At 72.1% G+C, this 22629-nt stretch carries 21 protein-coding genes and 1 pseudogene; 16 read left to right on the forward strand and 6 right to left on the reverse strand.

Annotation, left to right across the window (positions count from 1 at the left end; all coding sequences use genetic code 11):
• Nucleotides 1-274 precede the first annotated feature (274 nt).
• Nucleotides 275-1870 carry a TROVE domain-containing protein gene (locus J7E94_RS05795; RefSeq protein ID WP_215012924.1) on the forward strand — a complete coding sequence of 532 codons (1596 nt, stop codon included), beginning with the start codon at nt 275-277 and terminating at the stop codon, nt 1868-1870.
• Nucleotides 1871-1877: 7 nt separating this feature from the next.
• Here the strand turns inward: J7E94_RS05795 and J7E94_RS05800 are convergent, their stop codons facing one another.
• The gene (locus tag J7E94_RS05800) at nt 1878-2564 is read right to left on the reverse strand and encodes a DUF4190 domain-containing protein (protein ID WP_215012926.1); all 687 of its coding nucleotides are present in this window, start codon (nt 2562-2564) and stop codon (nt 1878-1880) included.
• A gap of 110 nt (nt 2565-2674) precedes the next feature.
• On the opposite strand from J7E94_RS05800, the gene J7E94_RS05805 reads away from it, so the two are divergent.
• The 5 genes from J7E94_RS05805 to J7E94_RS05825 all read left to right on the forward strand — a co-directional run bounded on the left by J7E94_RS05805 (nt 2675) and on the right by J7E94_RS05825 (nt 7602).
• On the forward strand, nt 2675-3700 hold the full coding sequence (locus tag J7E94_RS05805; protein WP_215012928.1) for an adenosine deaminase: 1026 nt from the start codon (nt 2675-2677) through the stop codon (nt 3698-3700).
• A 36-nt stretch (nt 3701-3736) separates the two neighbouring features.
• Nucleotides 3737-4426 (forward strand): glycerophosphodiester phosphodiesterase, encoded by a 690-nt coding sequence (locus J7E94_RS05810; RefSeq protein WP_215012930.1) that lies wholly within the window; start codon nt 3737-3739, stop codon nt 4424-4426.
• 86 nt (nt 4427-4512) lie between these two features.
• Complete coding sequence (locus J7E94_RS05815) at nt 4513-5589, forward strand: sensor histidine kinase (protein WP_215013070.1); 1077 nt, start codon at nt 4513-4515, stop codon at nt 5587-5589.
• Nucleotides 5586-6260 (forward strand): response regulator transcription factor, encoded by a 675-nt coding sequence (locus J7E94_RS05820; protein WP_215012932.1) that lies wholly within the window; start codon nt 5586-5588, stop codon nt 6258-6260. Before J7E94_RS05815 ends, J7E94_RS05820 begins: the two co-directional genes overlap by 4 nt.
• A 148-nt stretch (nt 6261-6408) precedes the next feature.
• Nucleotides 6409-7602, forward strand: a complete 1194-nt coding sequence (locus tag J7E94_RS05825; RefSeq protein ID WP_215012934.1) for a serine hydrolase — start codon at nt 6409-6411, stop codon at nt 7600-7602.
• Between the two features lie 5 nt (nt 7603-7607).
• Here the strand turns inward: J7E94_RS05825 and J7E94_RS05830 are convergent, their stop codons facing one another.
• The 3 genes and pseudogenes from J7E94_RS05830 to J7E94_RS05835 form a co-directional block, all read right to left on the reverse strand.
• Nucleotides 7608-8072: a hypothetical protein gene (locus J7E94_RS05830; RefSeq protein WP_215012936.1), complete on the reverse strand. Its 465-nt coding sequence runs from the start codon at nt 8070-8072 to the stop codon at nt 7608-7610.
• A 78-nt stretch (nt 8073-8150) separates the two neighbouring features.
• Nucleotides 8151-8336, reverse strand: a pseudogene (locus tag J7E94_RS34240) (spermidine/putrescine ABC transporter substrate-binding protein); the annotation flags it as partial.
• A gap of 173 nt (nt 8337-8509) precedes the next feature.
• A complete protein-coding gene (locus tag J7E94_RS05835; RefSeq protein WP_215012938.1) occupies nt 8510-9949 on the reverse strand; it encodes a gamma-aminobutyraldehyde dehydrogenase in 1440 nt (479 codons plus the stop codon).
• Between the two features lie 169 nt (nt 9950-10118).
• On the opposite strand from J7E94_RS05835, the gene J7E94_RS05840 reads away from it, so the two are divergent.
• The 10 genes from J7E94_RS05840 to J7E94_RS05885 all read left to right on the forward strand — a co-directional run bounded on the left by J7E94_RS05840 (nt 10119) and on the right by J7E94_RS05885 (nt 19847).
• A complete protein-coding gene (locus tag J7E94_RS05840) occupies nt 10119-10622 on the forward strand; it encodes an Lrp/AsnC family transcriptional regulator (RefSeq protein WP_031144106.1) in 504 nt (167 codons plus the stop codon).
• 3 nt (nt 10623-10625) lie between these two features.
• Nucleotides 10626-11987, forward strand: a complete 1362-nt coding sequence (locus J7E94_RS05845; protein ID WP_215012940.1) for an aspartate aminotransferase family protein — start codon at nt 10626-10628, stop codon at nt 11985-11987.
• A gap of 173 nt (nt 11988-12160) precedes the next feature.
• Entirely contained in the window at nt 12161-12922 is a 762-nt protein-coding gene (locus tag J7E94_RS05850; protein ID WP_215012941.1) for an ABC transporter ATP-binding protein, read from the forward strand.
• On the forward strand, nt 12904-13977 hold the full coding sequence (locus J7E94_RS05855) for a hypothetical protein (protein WP_215012942.1): 1074 nt from the start codon (nt 12904-12906) through the stop codon (nt 13975-13977). Before J7E94_RS05850 ends, J7E94_RS05855 begins: the two co-directional genes overlap by 19 nt.
• Nucleotides 13978-14003: 26 nt before the next feature.
• Entirely contained in the window at nt 14004-15095 is a 1092-nt protein-coding gene (locus tag J7E94_RS05860) for an LOG family protein (protein ID WP_215012943.1), read from the forward strand.
• A gap of 80 nt (nt 15096-15175) precedes the next feature.
• Complete coding sequence (locus J7E94_RS05865) at nt 15176-16081, forward strand: hypothetical protein (protein WP_215012944.1); 906 nt, start codon at nt 15176-15178, stop codon at nt 16079-16081.
• An 86-nt stretch (nt 16082-16167) separates the two neighbouring features.
• Nucleotides 16168-16773, forward strand: a complete 606-nt coding sequence (locus tag J7E94_RS05870; protein ID WP_215012945.1) for a hypothetical protein — start codon at nt 16168-16170, stop codon at nt 16771-16773.
• A 168-nt stretch (nt 16774-16941) separates the two neighbouring features.
• Nucleotides 16942-17178, forward strand: coding sequence for a ferredoxin (locus J7E94_RS05875; protein ID WP_215012947.1), 237 nt, complete (start codon nt 16942-16944; stop codon nt 17176-17178).
• On the forward strand, nt 17168-18562 hold the full coding sequence (locus J7E94_RS05880) for an FAD-dependent oxidoreductase (protein ID WP_215012949.1): 1395 nt from the start codon (nt 17168-17170) through the stop codon (nt 18560-18562). The genes J7E94_RS05875 and J7E94_RS05880 overlap by 11 nt, the downstream gene beginning before the upstream one ends.
• Nucleotides 18563-18599: 37 nt before the next feature.
• On the forward strand, nt 18600-19847 hold the full coding sequence (locus tag J7E94_RS05885; RefSeq protein WP_215012951.1) for a cytochrome P450: 1248 nt from the start codon (nt 18600-18602) through the stop codon (nt 19845-19847).
• An 18-nt stretch (nt 19848-19865) separates the two neighbouring features.
• Here J7E94_RS05885 and J7E94_RS05890 read toward each other — a convergent pair whose 3' ends face one another.
• Nucleotides 19866-20891, reverse strand: coding sequence for an ABC transporter ATP-binding protein (locus tag J7E94_RS05890; RefSeq protein WP_215012953.1), 1026 nt, complete (start codon nt 20889-20891; stop codon nt 19866-19868).
• Complete coding sequence (locus J7E94_RS05895; RefSeq protein ID WP_215013071.1) at nt 20891-22534, reverse strand: iron ABC transporter permease; 1644 nt, start codon at nt 22532-22534, stop codon at nt 20891-20893. Before J7E94_RS05895 ends, J7E94_RS05890 begins: the two co-directional genes overlap by 1 nt.
• Nucleotides 22535-22629: the final 95 nt, after the last annotated feature.

Below are 22629 nucleotides of genomic sequence, written 5' to 3' on the forward strand. Positions count from 1 at the left end.
CAGGCTGCGGCTCCTTCTTTTGCAAAGACACCAGGCCGCCGCCACCTTGATCTCGGGAGGCCGTGCGTGGGGGATGCCCGGTGCGCAGGCAGCGGTTACTTCGGGGACCCGGAGGTCGTGGGTTCGAACCCCACCCGGCCCCTCGCCCTCAAGGGCGACGGCCGGTGGAGCAGCCAGGCAGCTCGCCAGGTACAAGGTCCGCCGCCGACTCCTGATCTCGGGCACCCCTCACGTCACGCCTCCCCCGCTTCCTTTGAATTCGGGGGGATTCACCATGGCTCGTTTCAACCTGCGCGCGCTCACGTCCGAGCCCGCCCCGCCCACTTCGCCCGTCCGCTCGACCCGCCGCTCCCGCACCCGGGAAGGCGGACCGGGCCGCGAACGGGATGCCCGCTCCGAGCTGTTCCTGCTCGCGGTCGCCAACTTCGTGACCCAGCGGACCTTCTACGAGAGCGGCGAAGCCCGCGACGACCGCTTCGGCGCGCTCGTGCGCCGGCTCGCGGTCGAGGATCCCGCGTGGACCGCCGGCCTGCTCGGCTGGCTGCGCGGGGACGCGAACATGCGGACCGCCTCGCTCGTCGGCGCGGCCGAGTACGTCAAGGCGCGGCTCGACGCGGGCGCCGCCGACGGGCCGTCGAACCGCCAGGTCGTGGACTCCGTACTGCGGCGGGCGGACGAGCCCGGCGAGCTGCTGGCCTACTGGACGGCGACGTACGGCCGCAACGTGCCCAAGCCGGTCAAGCGCGGCATCGCCGACGCCGTACGCCGCCTCTACTCCGCCACCTCGCTGCTGAAGTACGACACCGCCTCCGCGCGGCGGGGATACCGCTTCGGCGACGTCCTCAACCTCGTGCACGCCTCCCCCGACCCGGCCAAGCCCTGGCAGGGCGAGCTGTTCCGCTACGCCCTCGACCGCCGGCACAGCCCCGAGACCGCGCAGGTCCCGGACGGCAACCGGACCCTGGCCGCCCACCGGTCGCTGATGGAGCTGCCGGTCTCCGAGCGTCGCGGGGTCGTCACCGCACCGGACGGCGCCGAGCGCCTCGCGGAGGCGGGCATGACGTGGGAGGCGCTGGCCGGGTGGCTGCAGGGGCCGATGGACGCGGCCGCCTGGGAGGCGGTCATCCCGTCCATGGGCGCGATGGCGCTGCTGCGCAACCTGCGCAACTTCGACCAGGCCGGGGTTTCGGACGAGGTGGCCTCGCGGGTCGCGGCGAAGATCTCCGACCCGGAGGTCGTGGCCCGGTCGCGGCAGTTCCCCTTCCGCTACCTGGCCGCCTACCAGCACGCGCCCTCGCTGCGCTGGGCGTACCCGCTGGAGGAGGCGCTCGGGCACTCGCTGGCCAACGTACCGGCGCTGCCGGGCCGGACGCTGGTCCTCGTCGACCGTTCCGGGTCGATGTGGTCCCCGCTGTCGGAGCGCTCGCAGCTCAACCGGGCCGACGCGGCGGCCGTCTTCGGGGCGGCGGTGGCCCTGCGCGCCGAGCACGGCGACCTGGTGCAGTTCGGCTCGGACAGCCGCGCCGTTCCCTACACCCGGGGCCAGTCCGTGCTGAAGGTGCTGGAGCGGTTCGGGAGCCTCGGCGGCACCTACACGGCCAAGGCCGTGCGGGAGCACTACCGGGGCCACGACCGGGTGCTGATCGTCACCGACGAGCAGGCCGCCTCGTACGGTTACGGCGGAGACCCGACGGTGGAGGTTGCGGAGACGGTCCCGGTGTACACCTGGAACCTGGCCGGCTACCGGGTGGGCCACGCGCCGTCCGGTTCCGCGAACCGGCACGTCTTCGGCGGGCTCACCGATGCGGCCTTCCGCATGGTGTCCCTGATCGAGGGCGGCCGGAACGCCGACTGGCCGTGGGCGGTCTGAGCCCGGCTCAGACCTTCTCGTGCACCTGGGAGTTCGAGTACGGGCTGTCGTGGTCCGAATCGCTCCCCCGGTCGCCGAGCAGGAGACCGCCGATCACGAGCGCGATCATCAGGATGCTGATCACGATGCCGACCGTGCCCAGGATGATGCCGGCCAGTGCCATCGAACCGTTGTCGGCCTCGCCGCGCCGGGCTTTGCCGCGGCCCAGCACGCCGAAGATGACCGCCGGGACTCCGAACAGGAGGCCCAGGTAGCAGGTGATCACGCCGATGATGCCGAGGACGAGGGCGGTGATGGCGAAGCCGTTGCTCGGCAGGGGCCCGTACTGCGGGTACCCGGCGTATCCCGGATACCCCGGGTAGCCGGGCTGACCCGGATATCCGGCCTGCCCGGGGTCTCCGGGATAGCCCGCGTCACCCGGGTACCCGTATCCCGGCATGGCCGGTGGCGTGGGCGGGCCGGGGTAACCGTAGGCGGCCGGCGCGGGCCCGGTGACCGGCGGCGCGTCCGCCACCGGGGACGCGAGCGGCGCGAACGGGGTCGGTGGGGCGTCGGCGGGTATCCCCGCGAGCGTCGGCTGGTCGTGCACGGACGGCGGACCCGACACCCCCGGCGCCCCCGGCTTGCCCAGATCGACCGCCGGCCGCTCCGGCGGCGCCCATGGGTCTCGCTGCTCGGAACTGTTCTCGGTCATACGGCACCCCCCTCTCGTACAGCCATGCTAAGCGCTGCCACCGACAGTCACCGGCCTGCCTACGATGAAGCCCGACCTGCCCGTACGCGCGTCCTCCCGGAGGCAACCCCATGACCGACCTGCACCCCTTCATCGCGGGGCTGCCCAAGGCGGAACTCCACGTCCACCACGTCGGCTCGGCATCGCCGCGCATCGTCGCCGAGCTCGCCGCCCGGCACCCCGACTCGAAGGTCCCCACCGACCCCGAGGCGCTCGCCGACTACTTCACCTTCACCGACTTCGCGCACTTCATCGAGGTCTACCTGTCGGTCGTCGACCTGGTCCGCACCCCCGACGACGTACGCACCCTGACCTTCGAGGTCGCCCGCGACATGGCCCGGCAGAACATCCGCTACGCCGAGCTGACCATCACCCCGTACTCCTCCACCCGCCGCGGCATCGAGGAGAAGGCCTTCATGGCGGCCATCGAGGACGCCCGCAGGGACGCCGAGGCCGAACTGGGCGTCATCCTGCGCTGGTGCTTCGACATCCCCGGCGAGGCCGGCCTGGAGGCCGCGGCCGAGACCGCCCGCCTCGCCGTCGACCTGCGCCCCGAGGGCCTGGTCTCCTTCGGCCTCGGCGGCCCCGAGGGCGGCGTGCCGCGCCCGCAGTTCAAGCCGTACTTCGACCGGGCCCGGGCCGCCGGCCTGCACAGCGTGCCGCACGCCGGCGAGACCACCGGCCCGGAGACGGTCTGGGACGCCATCCGCGAGCTCGGCGCCGAGCGCATCGGCCACGGCACCAGCGCCACCCAGGACCCGGAGCTCCTCGCGTACCTGGCGGAGCACCGCATCGCGCTGGAGGTCTGCCCGACGTCCAACATCGCGACCCGGGCCGTCACCGACCTGGACCTGCACCCCGTCAAGGAGATGGTGGCCGCGGGCGTGCTCGTCACCATCAACAGCGACGACCCGCCGATGTTCGGCTCCGACCTCAACAACGAGTACGCGGTGGCCGCCCGCCTCCTGGACCTCGACGAGCGCGGCTTGGCGCAGCTCGCGAAGAACGCGGTCGAGGCCTCCTTCCTGGATCCGGCCGGCAAGGCGAAGCTCACCGCGGAGATCGACGGGTACACCGCAGAATGGCTCGCGCGCTGACGTCCCCTTGATCCGGCCGGCCCCGAGAATGGGGCCATGCGAACCCTGACTGCCGTCGGCCACCGCGGCGATCCCTACCGTGTCCGTGAGAACACCCTCTTCTCGATCCGCTCCGCCTTCGCACGCGGGGCGGACGCAGTGGAGATCGACGTACGGCTGACCCGTGACGGGGTGCCGGTCCTCCTCCACGACGAGACGCTCGAGCGGCTGTGGGGCCATGACGTGCGGCTCGACGCCGTCACGGCCCCACAGCTCGAGGAGTTGACGGAGGGCGGGATTCCGACGCTGCGCGACGCCCTGATGGCGGCCGGGGCGGGCCGGGTGATGATCGACCTGCCCGGTGCGAGCGCCGAGTCGGTACGGACGGTCGTGGACCAGGTCCGCGAGTGCGGGGCGCGCGAGCGCGCGTACTACTGCGCGGGCCCGAACACCATGCTGGCGGTCCGCGCCGCCGATCCGGGCGCGGAGATCGCGCTGACCTGGACCACGCTGTCGCCGCCCCGCCGGGTGCTGATCGACGCGGTGGCCCCGCGCTGGCTCAACTACCGCTTCGGGCTGGTGAGCCGGGAACTGACGGACGCCCTGCACCGGGACGGGCTGCTGGTGTCGGCGTGGACGGCGGACACGAAGCGGACGATGCGGGGGCTCCTCAAGGCCGGGGTCGACTCGATCACCACGAACCGGGTGGACGCGCTGGCCGCCGTACGGGCCGAGCTCGGCCGGTGATACGCGCCTTACGGGAGGCGGTCCTCGGAGCCGATCCGCGGTGGCAGGACCTGGGGCTGACGGTGCTCGTGCAGCTGGCCGTCACGATGCCGTTCGTCGTGCCCCGGTCGCCCGGACTCCCGCCCGTGACCTGGGCCTCGTACGCAATGACCACGCTCGCCGTGCTGCCCCTGGTCTGGCGGCGACGGGCACCGGTCGGTGTCCTGGCGGCGATCCTGGTCGTCGGAGGTGTCTACAAGGTCGCTCTCGACGGGCCGGGCCAGCCGCTGCCGTACGCGGGCCTCATCGCCTTCTACACCGTCGCCCTGCAGTGCACGCCGCGGGTCCGCGCGGCCGTGGGACTGGCCTCCGTGGCGGGGGTCGCGCTGTCGGTGGGCTGGGAGACGGGGACGGCGCGGGAGCTGCTGTTCACCCTCTTCGTCTCGGCGGCGGCCTACGCCCTGGGACGGCTCCAGCACACCCGGCAGGCCTATACCGAGGCCGTCGAGGCCCGCGCCGCCGAACTGGAGCGGGCCAACCGGATCGAGGCGGAGCAGGCTGCCGCACGCGAACGGGCGAGGATCGCACGGGAGATGCACGACATCCTCTCGCACGCGGTCAGCATCATGATCGTGCAGGCGGAGGCCGGGCCGGTGGCCGTGCGCAGGGCCCCGGAACGGGCCGAGGCGGCCTTCGAGGCGATCGCGGAGACGGGGCGCGACGCGATGGCGCAGCTGCGCGCGATGCTGGGTGTGCTGCGCACCGATGAGGCCGCCCCCAGGAGCCCGCAGCCGCGGATCGCCGGGCTGCCGGAGCTGGTGGACCGGGTACGGGCCAGCGGTCTGCGGGTGTCGTACGCGCGGACGGGCGCGGTGCGCGAGCTGCCGGCCGCGCTGGAGGCGACGGTGCACCGGGTGGTACAGGAGGCGCTGACCAATGTGGTGAAGCACGCCGGGGCTTCGGCGGTGGATGTGACGCTCGCGTACGGGCCGGAGGCGCTCACGGTGGCGGTGACGGACGACGGCCGGGGGCCCGGCGCCGCCTCGGGCGGGCACGGGCTGATCGGCATCCGCGAGCGGGCGGCGGCGCACGGCGGAACCGCCGAGTCCGGCCCGGGGCCGGACGGCGTCGGGTACTCGGTCCGGGTGGTGCTTGTAACCTCGCCGCTGGAGGTGGGGAATTGACGATCCGTGTGGTGGTGGCCGACGATCAGGAGCTGGTGCGCAGCGGGTTCGCGATGATCCTCGACGTCCAGGAGGACATCGAGGTCGTGGCGGAGGTCGGTGACGGCGCGGCGGCGGTGGAGGCGGTGGCCCGGCTCGCACCGGACGTGGCGCTGCTGGACATCCGGATGCCGGTGCTGGACGGAATCGAGGCGTGCCGGAGGATCTCCGCCGGGAGCGGGTGCCGCACGGTGATGCTCACGACCTTCGACTCGGACGAGTACGTCTACGAGGCGTTGCACGCGGGGGCGAGCGGGTTCCTGCTCAAGGACGTGCGGCGGGACGATCTGGTGCACGCGGTACGGGTGGTGGCGGCGGGCGAGTCCCTGCTGGCGCCTTCGGTGGCTCGGCGGCTGATCGAGGAGTACACGGCGGTGACGGGGGCGGCGCGGGCTGCGCTCCCGGCGGACCGGCTGGAGGTGCTGACGGCGCGGGAGCGGGAGACGCTGCTGCATCTGGGGCGGGGACTGTCGAACGCGGAGATCGCGGCGGCGCTGGTGGTGAGCGAGCACACGGTCAAGTCGCACGTGGGGAACGTGCTGGCGAAGCTGGGGCTGCGGGACCGGATCCAGGCGGTGATCTGCGCGTACGAGACGGGCCTGATCGCGGCGGGTACTCCCTCTGGGGAGTGAGGGAACGGCGTGTCGCCTCCCTCTCGCCGGTGAGTTGTCGTACCGGTGAAGACCCCTCTCGGGGGTGATCCGCAACTACCCCTCTGACCAGCAGCATTGAGTCATCGGGGCCGCAGTGGCCACGGTGAACTCACAGGGGGATTCCACCATGAAGGCTCGCACGCGCACGCTGATCGCCGCCGCCCTGGTTCTGGGCGTCGCGTCCGGACCCGTCGTCGCCCACGCCGCTCCGGTTCCCGCCCCGGCGGGGGTCGGGGTCGCCGCGCCCCTCGTCTCGACCCCGCCGAACGCCGCGGCACTGGAGCGGGCGGTCGCCGGCCTCGGAGCGGAGAACAAGGACGCGACGGCCGCGCTGGTCCGCGTCGGGGGTACGAGCGGCAGCTGGCGGGGCAGTGCCGGTGTCGCGGACATCGGCACCGGGCGGGAGGCCGTCGAGCAGGGGCGGTTCCGGGCCGGGTCGGTGACCAAGACCTTCACCGCGGCTGTGGTGCTCCAGCTGGTGGCCGAGGGCCGGGTGGATCTGGACAGGCCGGTCCGGTGGTACCTGCCCGGGACCGTCCCCGACGCCTACGGCTCGGTCACCGTGCGGCAGCTGCTCGACTACACCAGCGGCATACCGGCGGCGGACGGCCCGGGCGACTCGTTCGAGGCGCAGTGGGAGCACCGCTTCGATGTGACCGACCCGCATGACCAGCTGGCCAACGCCTTCGCGAAGAAACCGGAGTTCGCCCCGGGCGCGGCCCAGCACTACCTGAACATCGGCTACACGGTGCTGGGCGTGCTCATCGAGAAGGTGACGGGCACTTCGTACGAGGAGGCAGTCGCCCGGCGCATCCTGAAGCCGCTGGGCCTGCACCAGACCTCCTTCCCGGCCCGGACGCAGACGAAGATCCACGGTCCGCACAACCGGGGCTACCAGGCGATGGCGAAGGCGGACGGCTCCAGGGAGCTGCGGGATGTGACCGAGTGGAACTCCTCGGACCGGTGGGCGGCGGGGGACATCATCTCGACCACGGCCGATCTGGAGCGGTTCACCAGGGCCCTGTTCGGCGGGCGGATCGTGCCGAAGGCCCAGCTGGAGGAGATGTTCACGGTCCCCGCGGTGAAGAACTTCACCAACGGGAAGGACGCGACCCTGACTGCGGGGCTGTCCAGGATCGTGCTGCCGGACGGCACGGTGGCGTGGGGCAAGACGGGCGGCCGGTACGGCTACAACACCGCGATAGGCGCGACCCGCGACCTGTCCCGCACCCTGGTGTACTCGGTCAACTCCACCGACGCGAAGGGCGAGGACATGAACCCGGTCGCCCTCGGCATCGTGGTGGCGGCCTTCGCGCGGTAGCCCACCTACGCCGGCATCGCCTCAAGGCGCTTGATCATGCGGCGGAGCACCAGCAGCGGGATCACCCCGAAGGCACCGAACGACATGTCGATGACGCTCCACCCGAAGGGGATCCCGCGGATCGGGCCGCAGATGAGGGCCAGCGGGATGATGCCGGCGCAGGCGATCATGCCGGCTTCGACGATCCAGATGTTGCGGACCGGGTCGCGGTGGACGCCGTAGAAGAAGACGGCGATGACGAGGTGGGCGAAGGCGAGCCAGTCGGTGCCGTAGAGGAGGAAGGGGTACTCGGCATCGGCCCGCTCCAGCCCGTCGCCCACCCGCCGGAGCCACTCGTTGTCCACCAGTGCGTTGGCCCAGTGGAGCTCACCGACCAGGGGGAAGGCCGTGAGACCGCTGATCACCAGGCAGACGAGGAACAGGATCAACCAGGCACGGATCCGCCGCTGAAGGGCGCTTCTCTCGCTCATGGAAGGAAGCGTACACAGAAATTGAACATGTTCAGCCAAATTGCTGAACATGTTCAAGTCGCCCCCGGTCCCTGATCGGAGTCCGACGATCGCGTTCCACCGCCTGGCGAGGGACCGCCGCTCGGTGGTGGAGATGTCCCGGGCCACGACGAGCCGACGGCGCGTCGCGTCGTCGGGGAAGACCACCGGGTTCTCGGCGAGTTCGGCGGTCTCCCTGTCGTCGGAGCCGGCCAGGACCTCGCGGGCGGCCGGGACCGGGCATACGGGGGCAGGCCCGCGGCGCCGAGGCAGCCAGCGCGTCGCGGCGGGAGAAGTCGAGCCGAGGCATGGCCAAAGCCTCAACAAGCGCGAAAGAGCGGGCAATAGACATGGTGTCTACTGCCCGCCCCTTCAGCGCTGTGCTGTGATCAATGCGCGGATGCCGCAGATGCGACCGATCAGCTGTCGAGCGAGGTCATCACGTGCTTGATGCGCGTGTAGTCCTCGAAACCGTAGGCGGAGAGGTCCTTGCCGTAGCCGGACTTCTTGAAGCCGCCGTGCGGCATCTCGGCGACGAGCGGGATGTGGGTGTTGATCCACACGCAGCCGAAGTCGAGGTTCTTGGACATCCGCATCGCGCGGCCGTGGTCCTTGGTCCACACGGAGGAGGCGAGGGCGAACTCGACGCCGTTCGCGTACTCCACGGCCTGCTTCTCGTCCGTGAAGGACTGGACGGTGATGACGGGGCCGAAGACCTCGTTCTGGATGATCTCGTCGTCCTGCTTGAGGCCGGAGACCACGGTCGGGGCGTAGAAGTAGCCCTTCTCGCCGACCTGGTGACCGCCCGCCTCGACCTTGGCGTGCGCGGGGAGGCGCTCGATGAAGCCCGCGACCTGCTTGAGCTGGTTCGGGTTGTTCAGCGGGCCGTACAGCACGTCCTCGTCGTCCGGCTGGCCGGTCTTGGTGTCGGCGGCGGCCTTGGCGAGCGCGGCCACGAACTCGTCGTGGATCGACTCGTGGACGAGCACGCGGGTGGCGGCGGTGCAGTCCTGACCGGCGTTGAAGTAGCCCGCGACCGCGATGTCCTCGACGGCCTTGACGATGTTCGCGTCCTCGAAGACCACGACCGGGGCCTTGCCGCCGAGCTCCAGGTGGACGCGCTTGACGTCCTTCGAGGCGCTCTCGGCGACCTGCATGCCCGCGCGCACCGAGCCGGTGATGGAGGCCATCGCCGGGGTGGAGTGCTCGACCATCGCCTTGCCGGTCTCGCGGTCGCCGCAGACGACGTTGAAGACGCCCTTGGGCAGGATCGAGTCGATGATCTCGGCCATCAGGACGGTGGAGGCGGGGGTGGTGTCCGAGGGCTTGAGGACCACGGTGTTGCCCGCGGCGATCGCCGGGGCGAACTTCCACACGGCCATCATCATCGGGTAGTTCCAGGGCGCGACCTGGGCACATACGCCGACCGGCTCACGGCGGATGATCGAGGTCATCCCCTCCATGTACTCGCCGGCCGAGCGGCCTTCGAGCAGGCGGGCGGCGCCCGCGAAGAAGCGGATCTGGTCCACCATCGGCGGCAGCTCCTCGCTGGCCGTCAGGCCCAGCGGCTTGCCGGTGTTCTCCGACTCGGCGGCGACGAGCTCGTCCGCGCGCGCCTCGAAGGCGTCCGCGATCTTCAGCAGGGCCTTCTGCCGGTCCGAGGGCGTGGTGTCACGCCAGCCCGGGAACGCGGCCGCGGCGGCGGCCATGGCGGCGTCGACATCGGCCTGGCCCGAGAGCGGGGCAGTGGCGTACACCTCGCCGGTGGCGGGGTTGACCACCTCGGTGGTCCGCCCGTCAGCGGCGTCCTTGAACTCCCCGCCGATGTAGTTGCGCAGACGACGCAGTTCCGTGGTCACTCCAGCCACACTCCTGATCACATGTCCATCGATTGAGACTGCTCCCAAGGGTAGCCCCTCGGCGGACGCTTTCGACAGAGCCGGACACGAGTAACTACGAAATCAGTGAGATCGACGGCGCCAAACGACGGATTTCATTGATTCCATCTTGCGGAACAGACGACTCCTCGTGCACAGTGAGGTCGTGGTCAGTCGAAGCGCAGATTCCAGGAACAGACAACCGTCCCCTTCGGTCGATGCTGTGTCCCTGGCGATCATCGAGCAACTGCAGGAGGACGGTCGCCGTCCCTACGCAGCGATCGGCAAGGCCGTAGGCCTGTCCGAGGCGGCCGTACGCCAGCGCGTACAGAAGCTGCTCGACCAGGGCGTCATGCAGATCGTCGCCGTCACCGACCCGCTCACCGTGGGCCTGCGACGCCAGGCCATGGTCGGCATCAACGTCGAGGGAGACCTCGACCCGGTCGCGGACGCGCTCACCGCCATGGCGGAGTGCGAATACGTGGTGATGACCGCAGGATCGTTCGACCTGATGGTGGAGATCGTCTGTGAGGACGACGACCACCTGCTCGAAACGATCAACAAGAAGATCCGCACGCTCCCCGGCGTGCGATCAACCGAAAGCTTCGTCTACCTGAAGCTGAAGAAGCAGACCTACATGTGGGGAACTCGATAGCCCGTGAGCCAGGACCTCTCCAAAACCGCGTACGACCACCTGTGGATGCACTTCACCCGCATGTCGTCATACGAGAACGCACCCGTCCCCACCATCGTGCGTGGTGAGGGCACCTACATCTTCGACGACAAGGGCAAGCGCTACCTCGACGGTCTCGCCGGACTGTTCGTGGTCAACGCTGGTCACGGCCGCAAGGAACTGGCCGAGGTCGCCTACAAGCAGGCGCAGGAACTCGCGTTCTTCCCCATCTGGTCGTACGCGCACCCCAAGGCCGTGGAGCTCGCCGAGCGCCTCGCCCACTACGCCCCGGGCGACCTGAACAAGGTCTTCTTCACCACCGGTGGCGGCGAGGCCGTCGAGACGGCCTGGAAGCTCGCCAAGCAGTACTTCAAGCTGCAGGGCAAGCACACCAAGTACAAGGTCATCTCGCGTGCGGTCGCCTACCACGGCACCCCGCAGGGCGCCCTGTCCATCACCGGCCTGCCGGCCCTGAAGGCCCCCTTCGAGCCGCTGGTCCCCGGCGCGCACAAGGTGGTCAACACCAACATCTACCGCGCCCCGATCTACGGCGACGACCCCGAGGCCTTCGGCCGCTGGTGCGCCGACCAGATCGAGCAGGAGATCCTGTTCGAGGGCGCCGACACCGTCGCCGCCGTCTTCCTGGAGCCGGTGCAGAACGCCGGTGGCTGCTTCCCGCCGCCGCCCGGGTACTTCCAGCGGGTCCGCGAGATCTGCGACGAGTACGACGTGCTGCTCGTCTCCGACGAGACGATCTGCGCCTTCGGCCGACTCGGCACGATGTTCGCCTGTGACAAGTTCGACTACATCCCGGACATGATCACCTGCGCCAAGGGCATGACCTCGGGCTACTCCCCGATCGGCGCCTGCATCATCTCGGACCGCCTCGCGGAGCCCTTCTACAAGGGCGACAACACCTTCCTGCACGGCTACACCTTCGGCGGCCACCCGGTCTCCTCGGCGGTCGCGCTGGCCAACCTCGACATCTTCGACAAGGAAGGCCTCAACCAGCACGTGCTGGACAACGAGGACGCCTTCTTCTCGACGCTGAAGAAGCTGCACGACCTGCCGATCGTCGGCGACGTCCGCGGCAACGGCTACTTCTACGGCATCGAGCTCGTCAAGGACAAGGCCACCAAGGAGTCCTTCACGGACGAGGAGACGGAGCGCGTGCTCTACGGCTTCCTCTCCAAGGCGCTCTTCGACAACGGCCTGTACTGCCGGGCCGACGACCGCGGCGACCCGGTCATCCAGCTGGCCCCGCCGCTGATCGCGGACCAGAGCACCTTCGACGAGATCGAAGGCATCCTGCGCTCGGTGCTCACCGAGGCGTGGACCAAGCTCTAGGGACCAGGCTCCACCTAGTCCGATCACACGGCCCGGATCCTTCGTTCGAGTGAGAACGCGGGGGTCCGGGCCGCGTGCTGTCACCATCCAAGACGTTCGTCTCTTTTCATCTCAGTGCGGCGCCAGTGACTTCCGCGGGCCCCGCTTCGTTCCCCCGGACGGAGGTGTACGCCATGGTGGCTCCACCGGACCAGGCCCCGCCGGACAATGATGTCCTCTGGGCACGGTCCCTTCATTACTCCCACAGCGGCTCGCCCGGCCTGATCGGAGTCTCCGTCGGAGTCCGCCAGGGCGAGATCCTGGCGCTGACCGGCCCGCGCGGCAGCGGCAAGACCACCTTGCTGCACTGCCTGTCCGGGCGGCTGCGGCCCGACCAGGGCGAGGTCTGGTTCAACAGCGCCCCCGTGCACACCATGGGAGCCGTGGCCCGCGAACGGCTGCGCCGCGACCGGTTCGGCTGGATCGGCCCCGAGCCGCAGCTGCTGCCCGAGCTGAAGGTCTGGGAGAACGCGGCCCTGCCGCTGCTGATCGCCGGCGCCTCCCACCGCAGCGCCAAGCACGCCGCCTGCGCATGGCTGGACCGCCTCGACATCGGCGGCTTCGCGCGCAAGCGCCCCTCCGCACTCAACCGCGCCGAGTCCCAGCGCGTGGCCCTGGCCCGGGCCCTGGTCAACGAGCCCGCGGTGATCTTCGCCGACGAGCCCACGGCCCCCCTGCACCGGACCGAGCGCGCCCTGCTGCTCCGCACGCTGACCACCGCGGCCCGCTCCCACGGCATCACCGTGCTGCTGGCCACCCTCGACGAGGAGACCGCGGCCGCCGCCGACCGCCGGCTGGCCCTGCTCGACGGCCGCACCGCCGCCGCCGCCGGAGCCCTGGCCTCCCCCGCCGCCGACACCCCGGAGGGCCAGACCGCGTGCTCGCTCTCCGCCTAGCCCGCGGCTCCCGGCCGCTGGTCCAGCTGCGCCGGCTGCTCGTCGCCGCCGCCTCGGCCGGCACCGGGTTCCTCCTCCTGTACGTGCTCGCGGAGGCGGTGGCGCGGCCCGCCGGATCGTTCCCTCGCCTGCTGTGGGCCCTGGTCCCGCTCGCCTTCACCGTGCAGCTCGCCGTCGCCGTGGCCCGGACCGACCCCGCCACCCGGCCCCGGGACGGGCTGGACGCCGCCGGGCTGGGGCCCGTACGGCTCGGCCTGGTCGCCGCGGTCTCCACCGCCATCGCCTGCACCCTGGGCGGCGCCCTGGCCCTGGCCGCCTTCCTCCACCTGCGCGGCGACCTGACCGGGCTGCCGTTCGACGGCGCCGGGGCCCGGCTGCTCCACGCCGACCGGCCGCTGCCCGTCGCGGCCGCCCTCACCCTGCTGGCCCTGATCCCCCTGACGGCCTCGGCCGCCACCGCCGGCACCGCGCGCCGGCGCACGGTGCCGGCTCCGCAGACCGGGCTTCCCTGGGGCATCGCGCTGACCGCCTGCGGGCTCGCGGTGGAGGCCTACGCCGGACGCGGCGGCCCCGGCATGCTCGCGGGCTGGTCACTCACCGCCATCGGCCTCGCCCTCGCCGGGCCGGGCCTGGCCTACGCCTGCGGGGCGCTGCTCCAGGCGGTACGCCCGGGCGGCCTCCGGCTGCTGGCCGGCCGGGCCCTCCAGGAGGAGGCGCCCCGGCTCGGCGCGCCCCTCGGGGTGCTGTGCGCGGTCGGCGCGGGCGCCCTGACCGCGCTGACCCTGCGCGACCAGGGCGGGCTGCTCGTCCCGCTCGGTGCGCTGACCGGCCCGGCGGCGGCCCTGGTGGCGCTGTGCGCGGCCGCGACCCTTCTCACATCCGCGGTGGAGGTCCGGCAGGGCCGCGCCGCCGTCCGCGAGGCCCTGCTCGGCATGGGCGCACCGGCCAAGGTCCTCCGTACGGCGGCGAGTTTGCGGGCCACCGCGCTGGTGGCCGGGTGCGTACCGCTCAGCTGGGGTGTGGCACAGCTGACGTCCCTGGCCCTGACCCGCTGACGCGGGCAGCCCTTAGGGTGGGCCGAATGGTCAACGCAGACATCGAGATCGAGACGCTCGCAGAATTCGACCAGGTCGTGGCCCGCGGCTCGCTCAGCGGCTACCGGATCCAGTCGGTCAACCTGCTGGAGCGGACCTTCGCGCTGCTGTCCGCCGACACCTCGGCCGCCGTGTTCCTGGGCTGCGCGATGGAGCCGGACGCCTCGGTGAAGGTCCGCGCCGACGGTGCGCTGGTCTTCCCGCCGGTCCCGGACCTGCCGTTCAACCCGTACCGCGGCTTGCTCTACACGCCCGAGGAGCTGTTCGCCGGGCTGCCCGGCGGCTACGAGGCCACCCCGGACGCCCAGGCGTACGCCTGGTTCCAGGAGACCAAGGCCGACGGCGACATCTTCTCCTCGATGCTCCGCTCCCTCCACGACGACGCCATCTCCGACGCCCTCGACGAGCACCTCGCCGGCGCCCGGGTGGTGGGCGTGATGGGCGGCCACGCCATGGCCCGCGGCGGCAGCGACTACCGCGGCGCGGCGGAGCTGGGCCGGGCGCTGACCCGGTCCGGGCTCACGGTGGCCACCGGGGGCGGCCCCGGCGCCATGGAGGCCGCCAACCTCGGCGCCTACCTGGCCCCGGCCCGGGACGAGGCCCTTGCGGAGGCCTTGGAGCTGCTGGCCAAGGCCCCGTCCTTCGCGCCGTCGGTGTCCGACTGGGCGCGGGCGGCCTTCGCCGTACGGGAGCGCTGGCCCGACGGCGGCGATTCGGTGGGCATCCCGACCTGGTTCTACGGGCACGAGCCGCCGAACGCCTTCGCGGGGCACATCGGCAAGTACTTCGCGAACGCCACCCGGGAGGACGGCCTGCTGGCCCGTTCCACCGCGGGCGTGGTGTTCCTGCCGGGTGCGGCCGGCACGGTCCAGGAGGTCTTCGACAGCGCGACGCCGAACTACTACGCGTCGCGCGGCGAGCCTGCACCGATGGTCCTGGTCGACCGGGCCCACTGGACGGAGCACCTCCCGGCATGGCCCCTGCTCCGGGCGCTGGCGCGCGGCCGGGCGATGGAGTCCCGGATCGCCCTCGTGGACTGCGTGGACGAGGTCCCGGACGCCCTCGCCGCAATGGCCTGACGTCCGGAAGCAACTTCCCGGCCCGTTCACACGTCTGGCAGAGGTACCGCAAAACCTGCCAGACGTGAACGGAGCCTTTGGTGCTCATAGGCCTGCTGACCGCTGTCGCGGCGTCCATCTGCTACGGCACGGGATCCGTGCTGCAAGCCGTCGGATCTCGCCGCGCCGCCCGGATGTCCCCGCCCACGGCCGGGGTGACGGCGCACGGCGGACCCAATCTGTCGTCCACCGCCAAAGCCGCGATGACCTGGGAGTTCATCGTCGGGACGATCCTGGACTTCGTGGGCTTCGGCCTCGGCGCGCTGGCGGCCCGGCTCCTGCCCCTGTTCCTGTCCCAGACGGTGATCAGCGCCAACCTGGTGATCACGGCCGTGCTGAGCGTGAAGATGCTGGGCATCCGGCTGAGCCGCAAGGAGTGGACGTCGATCGGAGTCGTCTGCACCGCGCTGGTGCTGCTGGCGACGGCGGCGGGCCACGAGGGCGGCCACCACGCGCCGATGTCCACGCACTGGTGGCTGCTGGGGATCACGCTGCTGCTGATGGCGGGCGGCACGGTGGCCGTACGCCTCCTCGGAGGCGGCGCGGCGATCCTGGCGGGTCTGCTGTCGGGCCTGGGCTTCGGAGCGCTGGGCGTCGGCGTGCGGATCCTGGACGGCGTCGACCCCTTCGACCTCGGCACGCTGCTCTGCGACCCGGCCCTCTGCGCCATCCTGGTGGCGGGCGTCGGCGGCATGTACCTGCACACGGTCGCCCTCCAGATCGGCTCGGTGAACGGGGCGACGGCGGCCCTGGTCGTCGGCGAGACGGTCCTGCCGGGCGCGATCGGCGTCCTGTGGCTCGGCGACGCCTCCCGCCCGGGCCTGGCCTGGCTGGCGGTCCTCGGCTTCGTCCTGGCCGTCACGGGCGCGGTGGCGGTCGCCTGGTACGGCAAGCACGAGGGTGCCGAGGAGGAGGCCGGGGCCCCGGTGCCCGAGGCGGTGGCGTAGCCCGGCGGGTTCACCTGGTCGGCCCGTCCCCGGTGGTGCCGCGGTGGCGGCTGCCGCTTGCTGGACGGGGGAGAAAGCGAGGGTTCATGGAACCCACCAGCGAGCGGCTGCGGACTCCGTGGGCCGCGGGAATGGCCGGAATCGCCTTCGCGGTACTGCTCGCGGTGGCGATCGTGCTGATGCGGATCGCCGTGCCGTCGGGGAACGGCGCCGAAGCGGCCATCGATCCGGACCGGCGCTGGGCGGTACGGCTGGCCCTGGAGATCGTGCCCTTCGCGGGGATCTTCTTCCTCTGGTTCATGGGCGCCCTGCGCGCCCACACGGGCGAGGCCGAGGACAAGTTCCTCGCCACCGTGTTCCTCGGCAGCGGGTTCGTCTTCGTCGCCACGCTGTTCGTCGCCGCCGGGGCGGCCGGCACCGTGCTGGCGCAGGACACGCCCTCCGATTTCGGCCGCCACTACGCGTACACGGTCCTCGCGACCTACTCCATGCGGATGGCGGCCGTCTTCGTCTTCTCGACCTCGACGATCGGGCGGCGGCTCGGGGTCTTCCCGCGGCCGCTGGCCCTGCTGGGGGCCGTCGTCGCCCTGGTGCTGATCGTGGTGGGGTCCGGTGTGCCCTGGTCCGAGCTGGTGTTCCCGGCCTGGGCCCTCGTCGTCAGCGTCCACATCCTGCGCACCCGGCTGCGCTAGCCGGCGCCCGGACCCCCTACACCCACCATGACCTGCGGGTTCACCTCCTGGGAGGCTGCACCCGGCTCCCGCGCGCATGCTGGATGAGGAAGGGCGAAGAGGGGGACCGGGGACTCGGGAATGACGGGGATGACGGGGATGATCGGGCCACGGAAGGGCTGATCTTGCATGAGGCTTGTCGTCGACCTCAATCGCTGCCAGGGATACGCGCAGTGCGCGTTCCTCGCTCCGGATGTGTTCGCCATGCACGGAGACGAGTCACTGCTCTACAACCCGCAGGCCGACGAGGAGCAGCGGGAGGACATCGCGCGCGCCGTCGCCGCCTGCCCGGTCGGGGCGATCCTCGTCGAATACGACGCGCCGGACGCGCCCGTACTCACCCCGGAGGTGCCCGGTGAGCGGTGACGGAAGCCTGGAGCACCTCAAGCGCGAGGGCCGCATCGTCGTCGTCGGCGCTTCCCTGGCCGGCTTGCGCGCGGCCGAGACCATGCGGGAGAAGGGCTTCGCCGGGTCTCTGACGATGATCGGCGACGAGCCGTACGAGCCGTACGACCGGCCCCCGCTGTCCAAGCAGGTCCTGCTGGGAAAGGCCACCGCGGACCGTACCGCGCTCCCCCGCCGCCGGGACATCGACGCGAGGTGGCGCCTCGGCGTCCCCGCCTCCGGCCTGGACATGGCGGCCCGGCGCGTGCGCCTCGCCGACGGCGACGAGGTGGAGTACGACCGGCTGCTGATCGCCACCGGCGTACGGGCCCGGCCCTGGCCGAACGAGGACGAGGGCGCCCTCGACGGCGTGTTCGTCCTGCGCACCCGTGACGACGGCGCCGCGCTGGAGCGCAGCCTCGCGGCCGGTCCGCGCCGGGTGCTGGTCATCGGAGCCGGCTTCACCGGGTCCGAGATCGCCTCCGCCTGCCGGGAGCGCGGTCTTCCCGTCACCGTCGCCGAGCGGGGCGCCGCACCCCTGGTCGGCGCGCTCGGCGGGGTCATCGGCGAGGTAGCGGCCGAGATGCACCGCGAGAACGGGGTGGACCTGCGCACCGGGGTCATGGTCACCGGGCTGGAGGGCGACCCCTCGGAGCGCGTCCGCGCCGCCCACCTCTCCGACGGCGCCACCGTCGAGGCCGACGTGGTGGTCGTCTCGCTCGGCGCGCAGCGCAACACCGAATGGCTCGCCGGGTCCGGACTGGGTGCGGGTCCCCGGGGCATCGCCTGTGACGCGGGCTGCCGGGCCTTCGACATCTGGGGCATCGTCACCGACGACATCTATGTGGCGGGTGACGTGGCCCGTTCCCCGCACGCGCTCTTCGGGTACCAGTTCCTGTCCCTGGAGCACTGGGGCAACGCCGTCGCCCAGGCCGAGACGGCGGCGCACAACATGCTCAGCGAAGGCATGGACCGCCGCCCCCACGTGTGGGTCCCTGCCTTCTGGTCCTCCCAGTTCGGCGTGAACATCAAGTCCGTCGGCGTGCCCCCGATGGGGACGGAGATCCTCATCGCGCAGGGCTCGCGCGACGAGCGCCGGTTCAGTGCCGTGTACGGGTACCAGGGGCGGGTCATCGCCGCCGTCACCTTCGACCAGTCGCGGTGGCTGCCGTTCTACCAGCACCTGATCGAGACGACCGCGCCGTTCCCGCCGGAGTTCACCACCGTGGACCGCAGGCCGGAGGGCCACAAGCCGATGCCGGCGGACTTCCCGGACCCGTCGGTGCCCACGCACGGACCGACCATCACGCTGAGCGGGTACTCGCCGGCGGACCGGAAGATGACCTTCACCCCCGCGCACCACTGACCCCGGAGCGCCGTCCCCCGAGGACACGAGGACTGTCATGACACGAGCCATCCTGCGGGAGATCATCGACTACGCGAACCGCGCGAATCCGTATCCGCTCTACGAGGAGCTCCGCAAGACGCCGGTGGCCCACGACGGGGACGGGCCATACGTCATCAGCACCTACTACGAGATCCAGAGCCTCCTCCACGACCCCCGGATCAGCTCCGACCGCCGCAACCTGACGCCGGCGGCCGCTGATCCGCTGGCCCAGCCCGAGGAGCAGGAGACGACCCTGCCGCCGGCCTTCCTGAACCTGGACCCGCCGCAGCACGACCGGCTGCGCCGGATGACGAACCGGCCGTTCGGGCCGCCGCACTCGCCGCGCCGGGTCCACGACATGCGCGGCGAGCTCGGGGGCATCGTCTCCGGGCTGATCGACGGCATCGTCGCCGCGGACGGGCTGGACCGGATCGACCTGGTCGACCAGTTCTCCTACCCCTTCCCGGTCTCGGTCATCTGCCGGCTGCTGGGTGTGCCACCCGCCGACGAGCCGCGTTTCCACGTCTGGGCGGACGCCCTCGCCGCCGGCTTGGACCCCGACCCGGACGCCGATCCCTCCCAGCGCCACAAGGGCTCCCAGGACACGCGGATGGAGCTCGGCATGTATCTGGCCGGGCTGGCCGAGGAGCGGCGCAAGAGCCCGGGCGACGACATGCTGTCCCACCTGGCGACCGCGGACGGGCCGGACGGCTCGATGACCACGATGGAGGTGCTCAGCACCGCGGCGCTGCTGCTGATCGCGGGCCACGAGACGACGGTCAACCTGATCACCAACGGCATGCTGACCCTGCTGCGCCACCCGGACGTCCTCCAGCGGCTGCGCGAGGACCCGGGCCTGGCGGTGCCGATCGTCGAGGAACTCCTGCGGTACGAGCCGCCCGTGCAGCTGCTGCCCCAGCGCAGCACGCTCGCCGACATCGACATCGCCGGGGTCACCATTCCCAAGGGCTCGTCCCTCTGGCTGATCCTGGCGTCCGGGAACCGCGACCCCGAGCGCTTCGACCACGCCGACCGCTTCGACCCTGACCGCGGGGACATCCAGCACCTCGGCCTCGGCAGCGGGATCCACAGCTGCTTCGGGGCTCCGCTGGCCCGGCTGGAGGGCCAGCTGGCACTGAGCGAGCTCGCCCGCCGGCTGGAGAACCCCCGGCTGCTGGAGGATCCGCCCCCATACCGGCAGAACGCGGTCCTGCGCGGCCCGCGCCACCTCCCGATCGCCTGCGACGGCATCCTGCCCGCCTAGTCCAGGCGTAGTCCAGGCCTAGTCCGCCGGCAGGACGACGACCTCGGCCGGGCTGAAGGCGACCGCGACCCGGGCGCCCACGGCCGGTGCCCCGGCCAGCTCGCACTCCGCCTCCAGGACCGGGCCCGCCTCCGGCCGCAGCAGCAGCGCGACGTGCGTGCCCCGGAAGGTACGGGAGATCACCTCGCACCCCAGGCCGGTCTGGCAGAGCACGACCCCTGCCGGGCGGATCAGCAGCCGGTGCTCCCCGTCCGGGGAGCCCGCCGGTACCGGGACCTTGCCCCAGGCGGTCGCGGCGGCGCCGCCCGAGACCGTGGCCGGGACCACGTTCTCGAAGCCCAGGAACCGCGCCACGAACTCCGACCCGGGCCGCTGCCAGACCTCCAGCGGGGTCCCGGCCTGCGCGATCCGCCCGTCCCGCATCACCACCACCCGGTCGGCCAGCGCGAAGGCCTCCCCCTGGTCGTGCGTGACGGCGAGCACCGTGGTCCCCAGCCGGGCGAACAGCCCCTGGAGCTCGACCACCAGCCGCTCCCGCAGCCCCCGGTCCAGCTGCCCGAGCGGTTCGTCCAGCATCAGCAGCCGTGGCGACGGCGCCAGCGCCCGGGCCAGCGCCACCCGCTGCTGTTCACCGCCCGACAGGGAGGCCACCGCCCGGCCCTGGGCCCCGGGGAGCCCGACCAGCTCCAGCAGCTCCGCGACCCGGGCCTCGTACGACGACCCGCGCGAAGAGCCCCGCACCCGCAGGCCGAAGGCGACGTTCCCGCCGACGTCCCGGTGCGGGAAGAGCTGGTGGTCCTGGAACATCAGGCCCACGCCCCGCCGGTGCACGGGCACGCCCGCCTGGTCGGCGCGCCCGAGCAGCACCCGCCCGCCGGACACCGGCTGGAGCCCGGCGACGACCCGCAGCAGGGTGGACTTGCCGCTCCCGCTCGGCCCCAGCACGCACACGATCTCGTGCTCGGCGACCGCGAGGTCCACGGAGTCCACGACCGCACGCTCACCGAAGCGGACCGACACCCCTTCCAGCTGAAGCAGGGTCATCAGAACTCTCCGGAGGTCTTGTCGGGGCGCAGTCGCTCCAGCACCAGCAGGGACACCGCGCACACCAGCATCAGGATCGTGCTCAGGGCCATCGCCTGCCCGTAGTTCAGCTCTCCGGCCCGCCCCAGCAGCCGCGCCACGGCCACCGGCAGCGTCGGCTGGTCCGGCCGCGCGATGAAGACGGTGGCGCCGAACTCCCCCAGCGAGACCGCGAAGGCGAATCCGGCCGCGATCAGCAGCGCCCGCCGCACCAGCGGCAGGTCCACCTCCCGCCAGACCCGCAGCGGGGACGCACCGAGCACGGCGGCGGCCTCCCGCAGCCGCCCGTCCACGGCGCGCAGCACCGGCAGCATGGTCCGTACGACGAACGGCACGCCCACCAGCGCCTGCGCGAGCGGCACCAGGATCCACGAGGTCCGCAGGTCGAGCGGCGGCTGGTCCAGGGTGATCAGGAAGCCGAAGCCCACCGTCACGGCGGAGACGCCGAGCGGGAGCATCAGCAGCGCGTCGAAGCCCCGTACGAAGCGGCCCCCGCTGGGGGTACCCCCGGACGAAGTCTGGGGGAGGGTCAGCGCCGCCGCCGCGAGCCCGCCGACGACCAGGGCGATCGCGGTGGCGGCGAGCGCGTACCTCAGGGAGTTCCAGATCGCCTCCAGCGGCGGCACCAGGAAGGTCCCGCCGCCCGCGGCCGCGTCCTGCAGGGCCCGGTAGAAGCCGAGGCCGTACCCGCCCGGGGCGTCGAAGGACCGCTCCACCAGCACACCGAGCGGCAGTACGATGAGGAGCGCCACCGTCAGGAGCACGGCGGCGAGCAGCAGCCGCTGCCCGGGGCCGCGCGGCCGGTGCGTGGTGCGCCCCGGATCCACCAGCCGCAGCGCGGTCTCCCGCTTGCGCACGGTCCAGGCGTGCACGCCGAGGACCAGGCCGATCGCCACGAACTGCACCATCGTCAGGACGGCGGCCGTCGGCAGGTCCAGGAGCTGCGCGGTCTGCCGGTAGACCTCCACCTCCAGGGTGGCGTACGAGGGGCCGCCCAGGATCACCACGACGCCGAAGGAACTGAAGGTGAAGAGGAAGACCATCAGCGAGGCGGCGGCCACCGCCGGGGCCAGCGCGGGCAGCGTCACGCGCCGCCAGGCGGCGAACCGGCCGGCGCCCAGCACCCGGGCGGCCTCCTCCTGGCGGGGGTCCAGCTGCGCCCAGAGCCCGCCCACCGTGCGTACGACGACGGCGTAGTTGAAGAAGACGTGCGCGAGCAGGATCGCCCACACGGTGGTGTCGAGCCGGACGCCCCACATCTCGTCCAGCAGCCCTCCCCGGCCGACGAGCGCGAGGAAGGCGGTGCCGACCACCACGGTCGGCAGCACGAAGGGCACGGTCACCACGGCCCGCAGCAGCTGCTTGCCGGGGAACTCGAAGCGCGCGAACACGTACGCGCCGGGGAGCGCGATCAGCAGCGTGAGCAGGGTGGAGGCGAGCGCCTGCCAGGTGGTGAACCACAGCACGCCGGCGATGTCGGGACGGGCGACCACCTCGCCGATCCGGCCGAACTGCCAGCCGGCGCCGGTCTTGAGGCCGCGCCCGACGATCGCGGCGACGGGGTAGGCGAAGAACAGCCCGAAGAAGGCCAGCGGCACGGCCATCAGCGCCAGCCGCACGGCCGTCGCCCGGCCCCCCTCACGGCGGCCGGGACGCGGGTCCCGGCCGGGGCCCGGCGCGGCGCCCGCCGGCGCCGCGC

The organism is Streptomyces sp. ISL-94, assembly GCF_018614075.1.
Classification (GTDB): domain Bacteria; phylum Actinomycetota; class Actinomycetes; order Streptomycetales; family Streptomycetaceae; genus Streptomyces.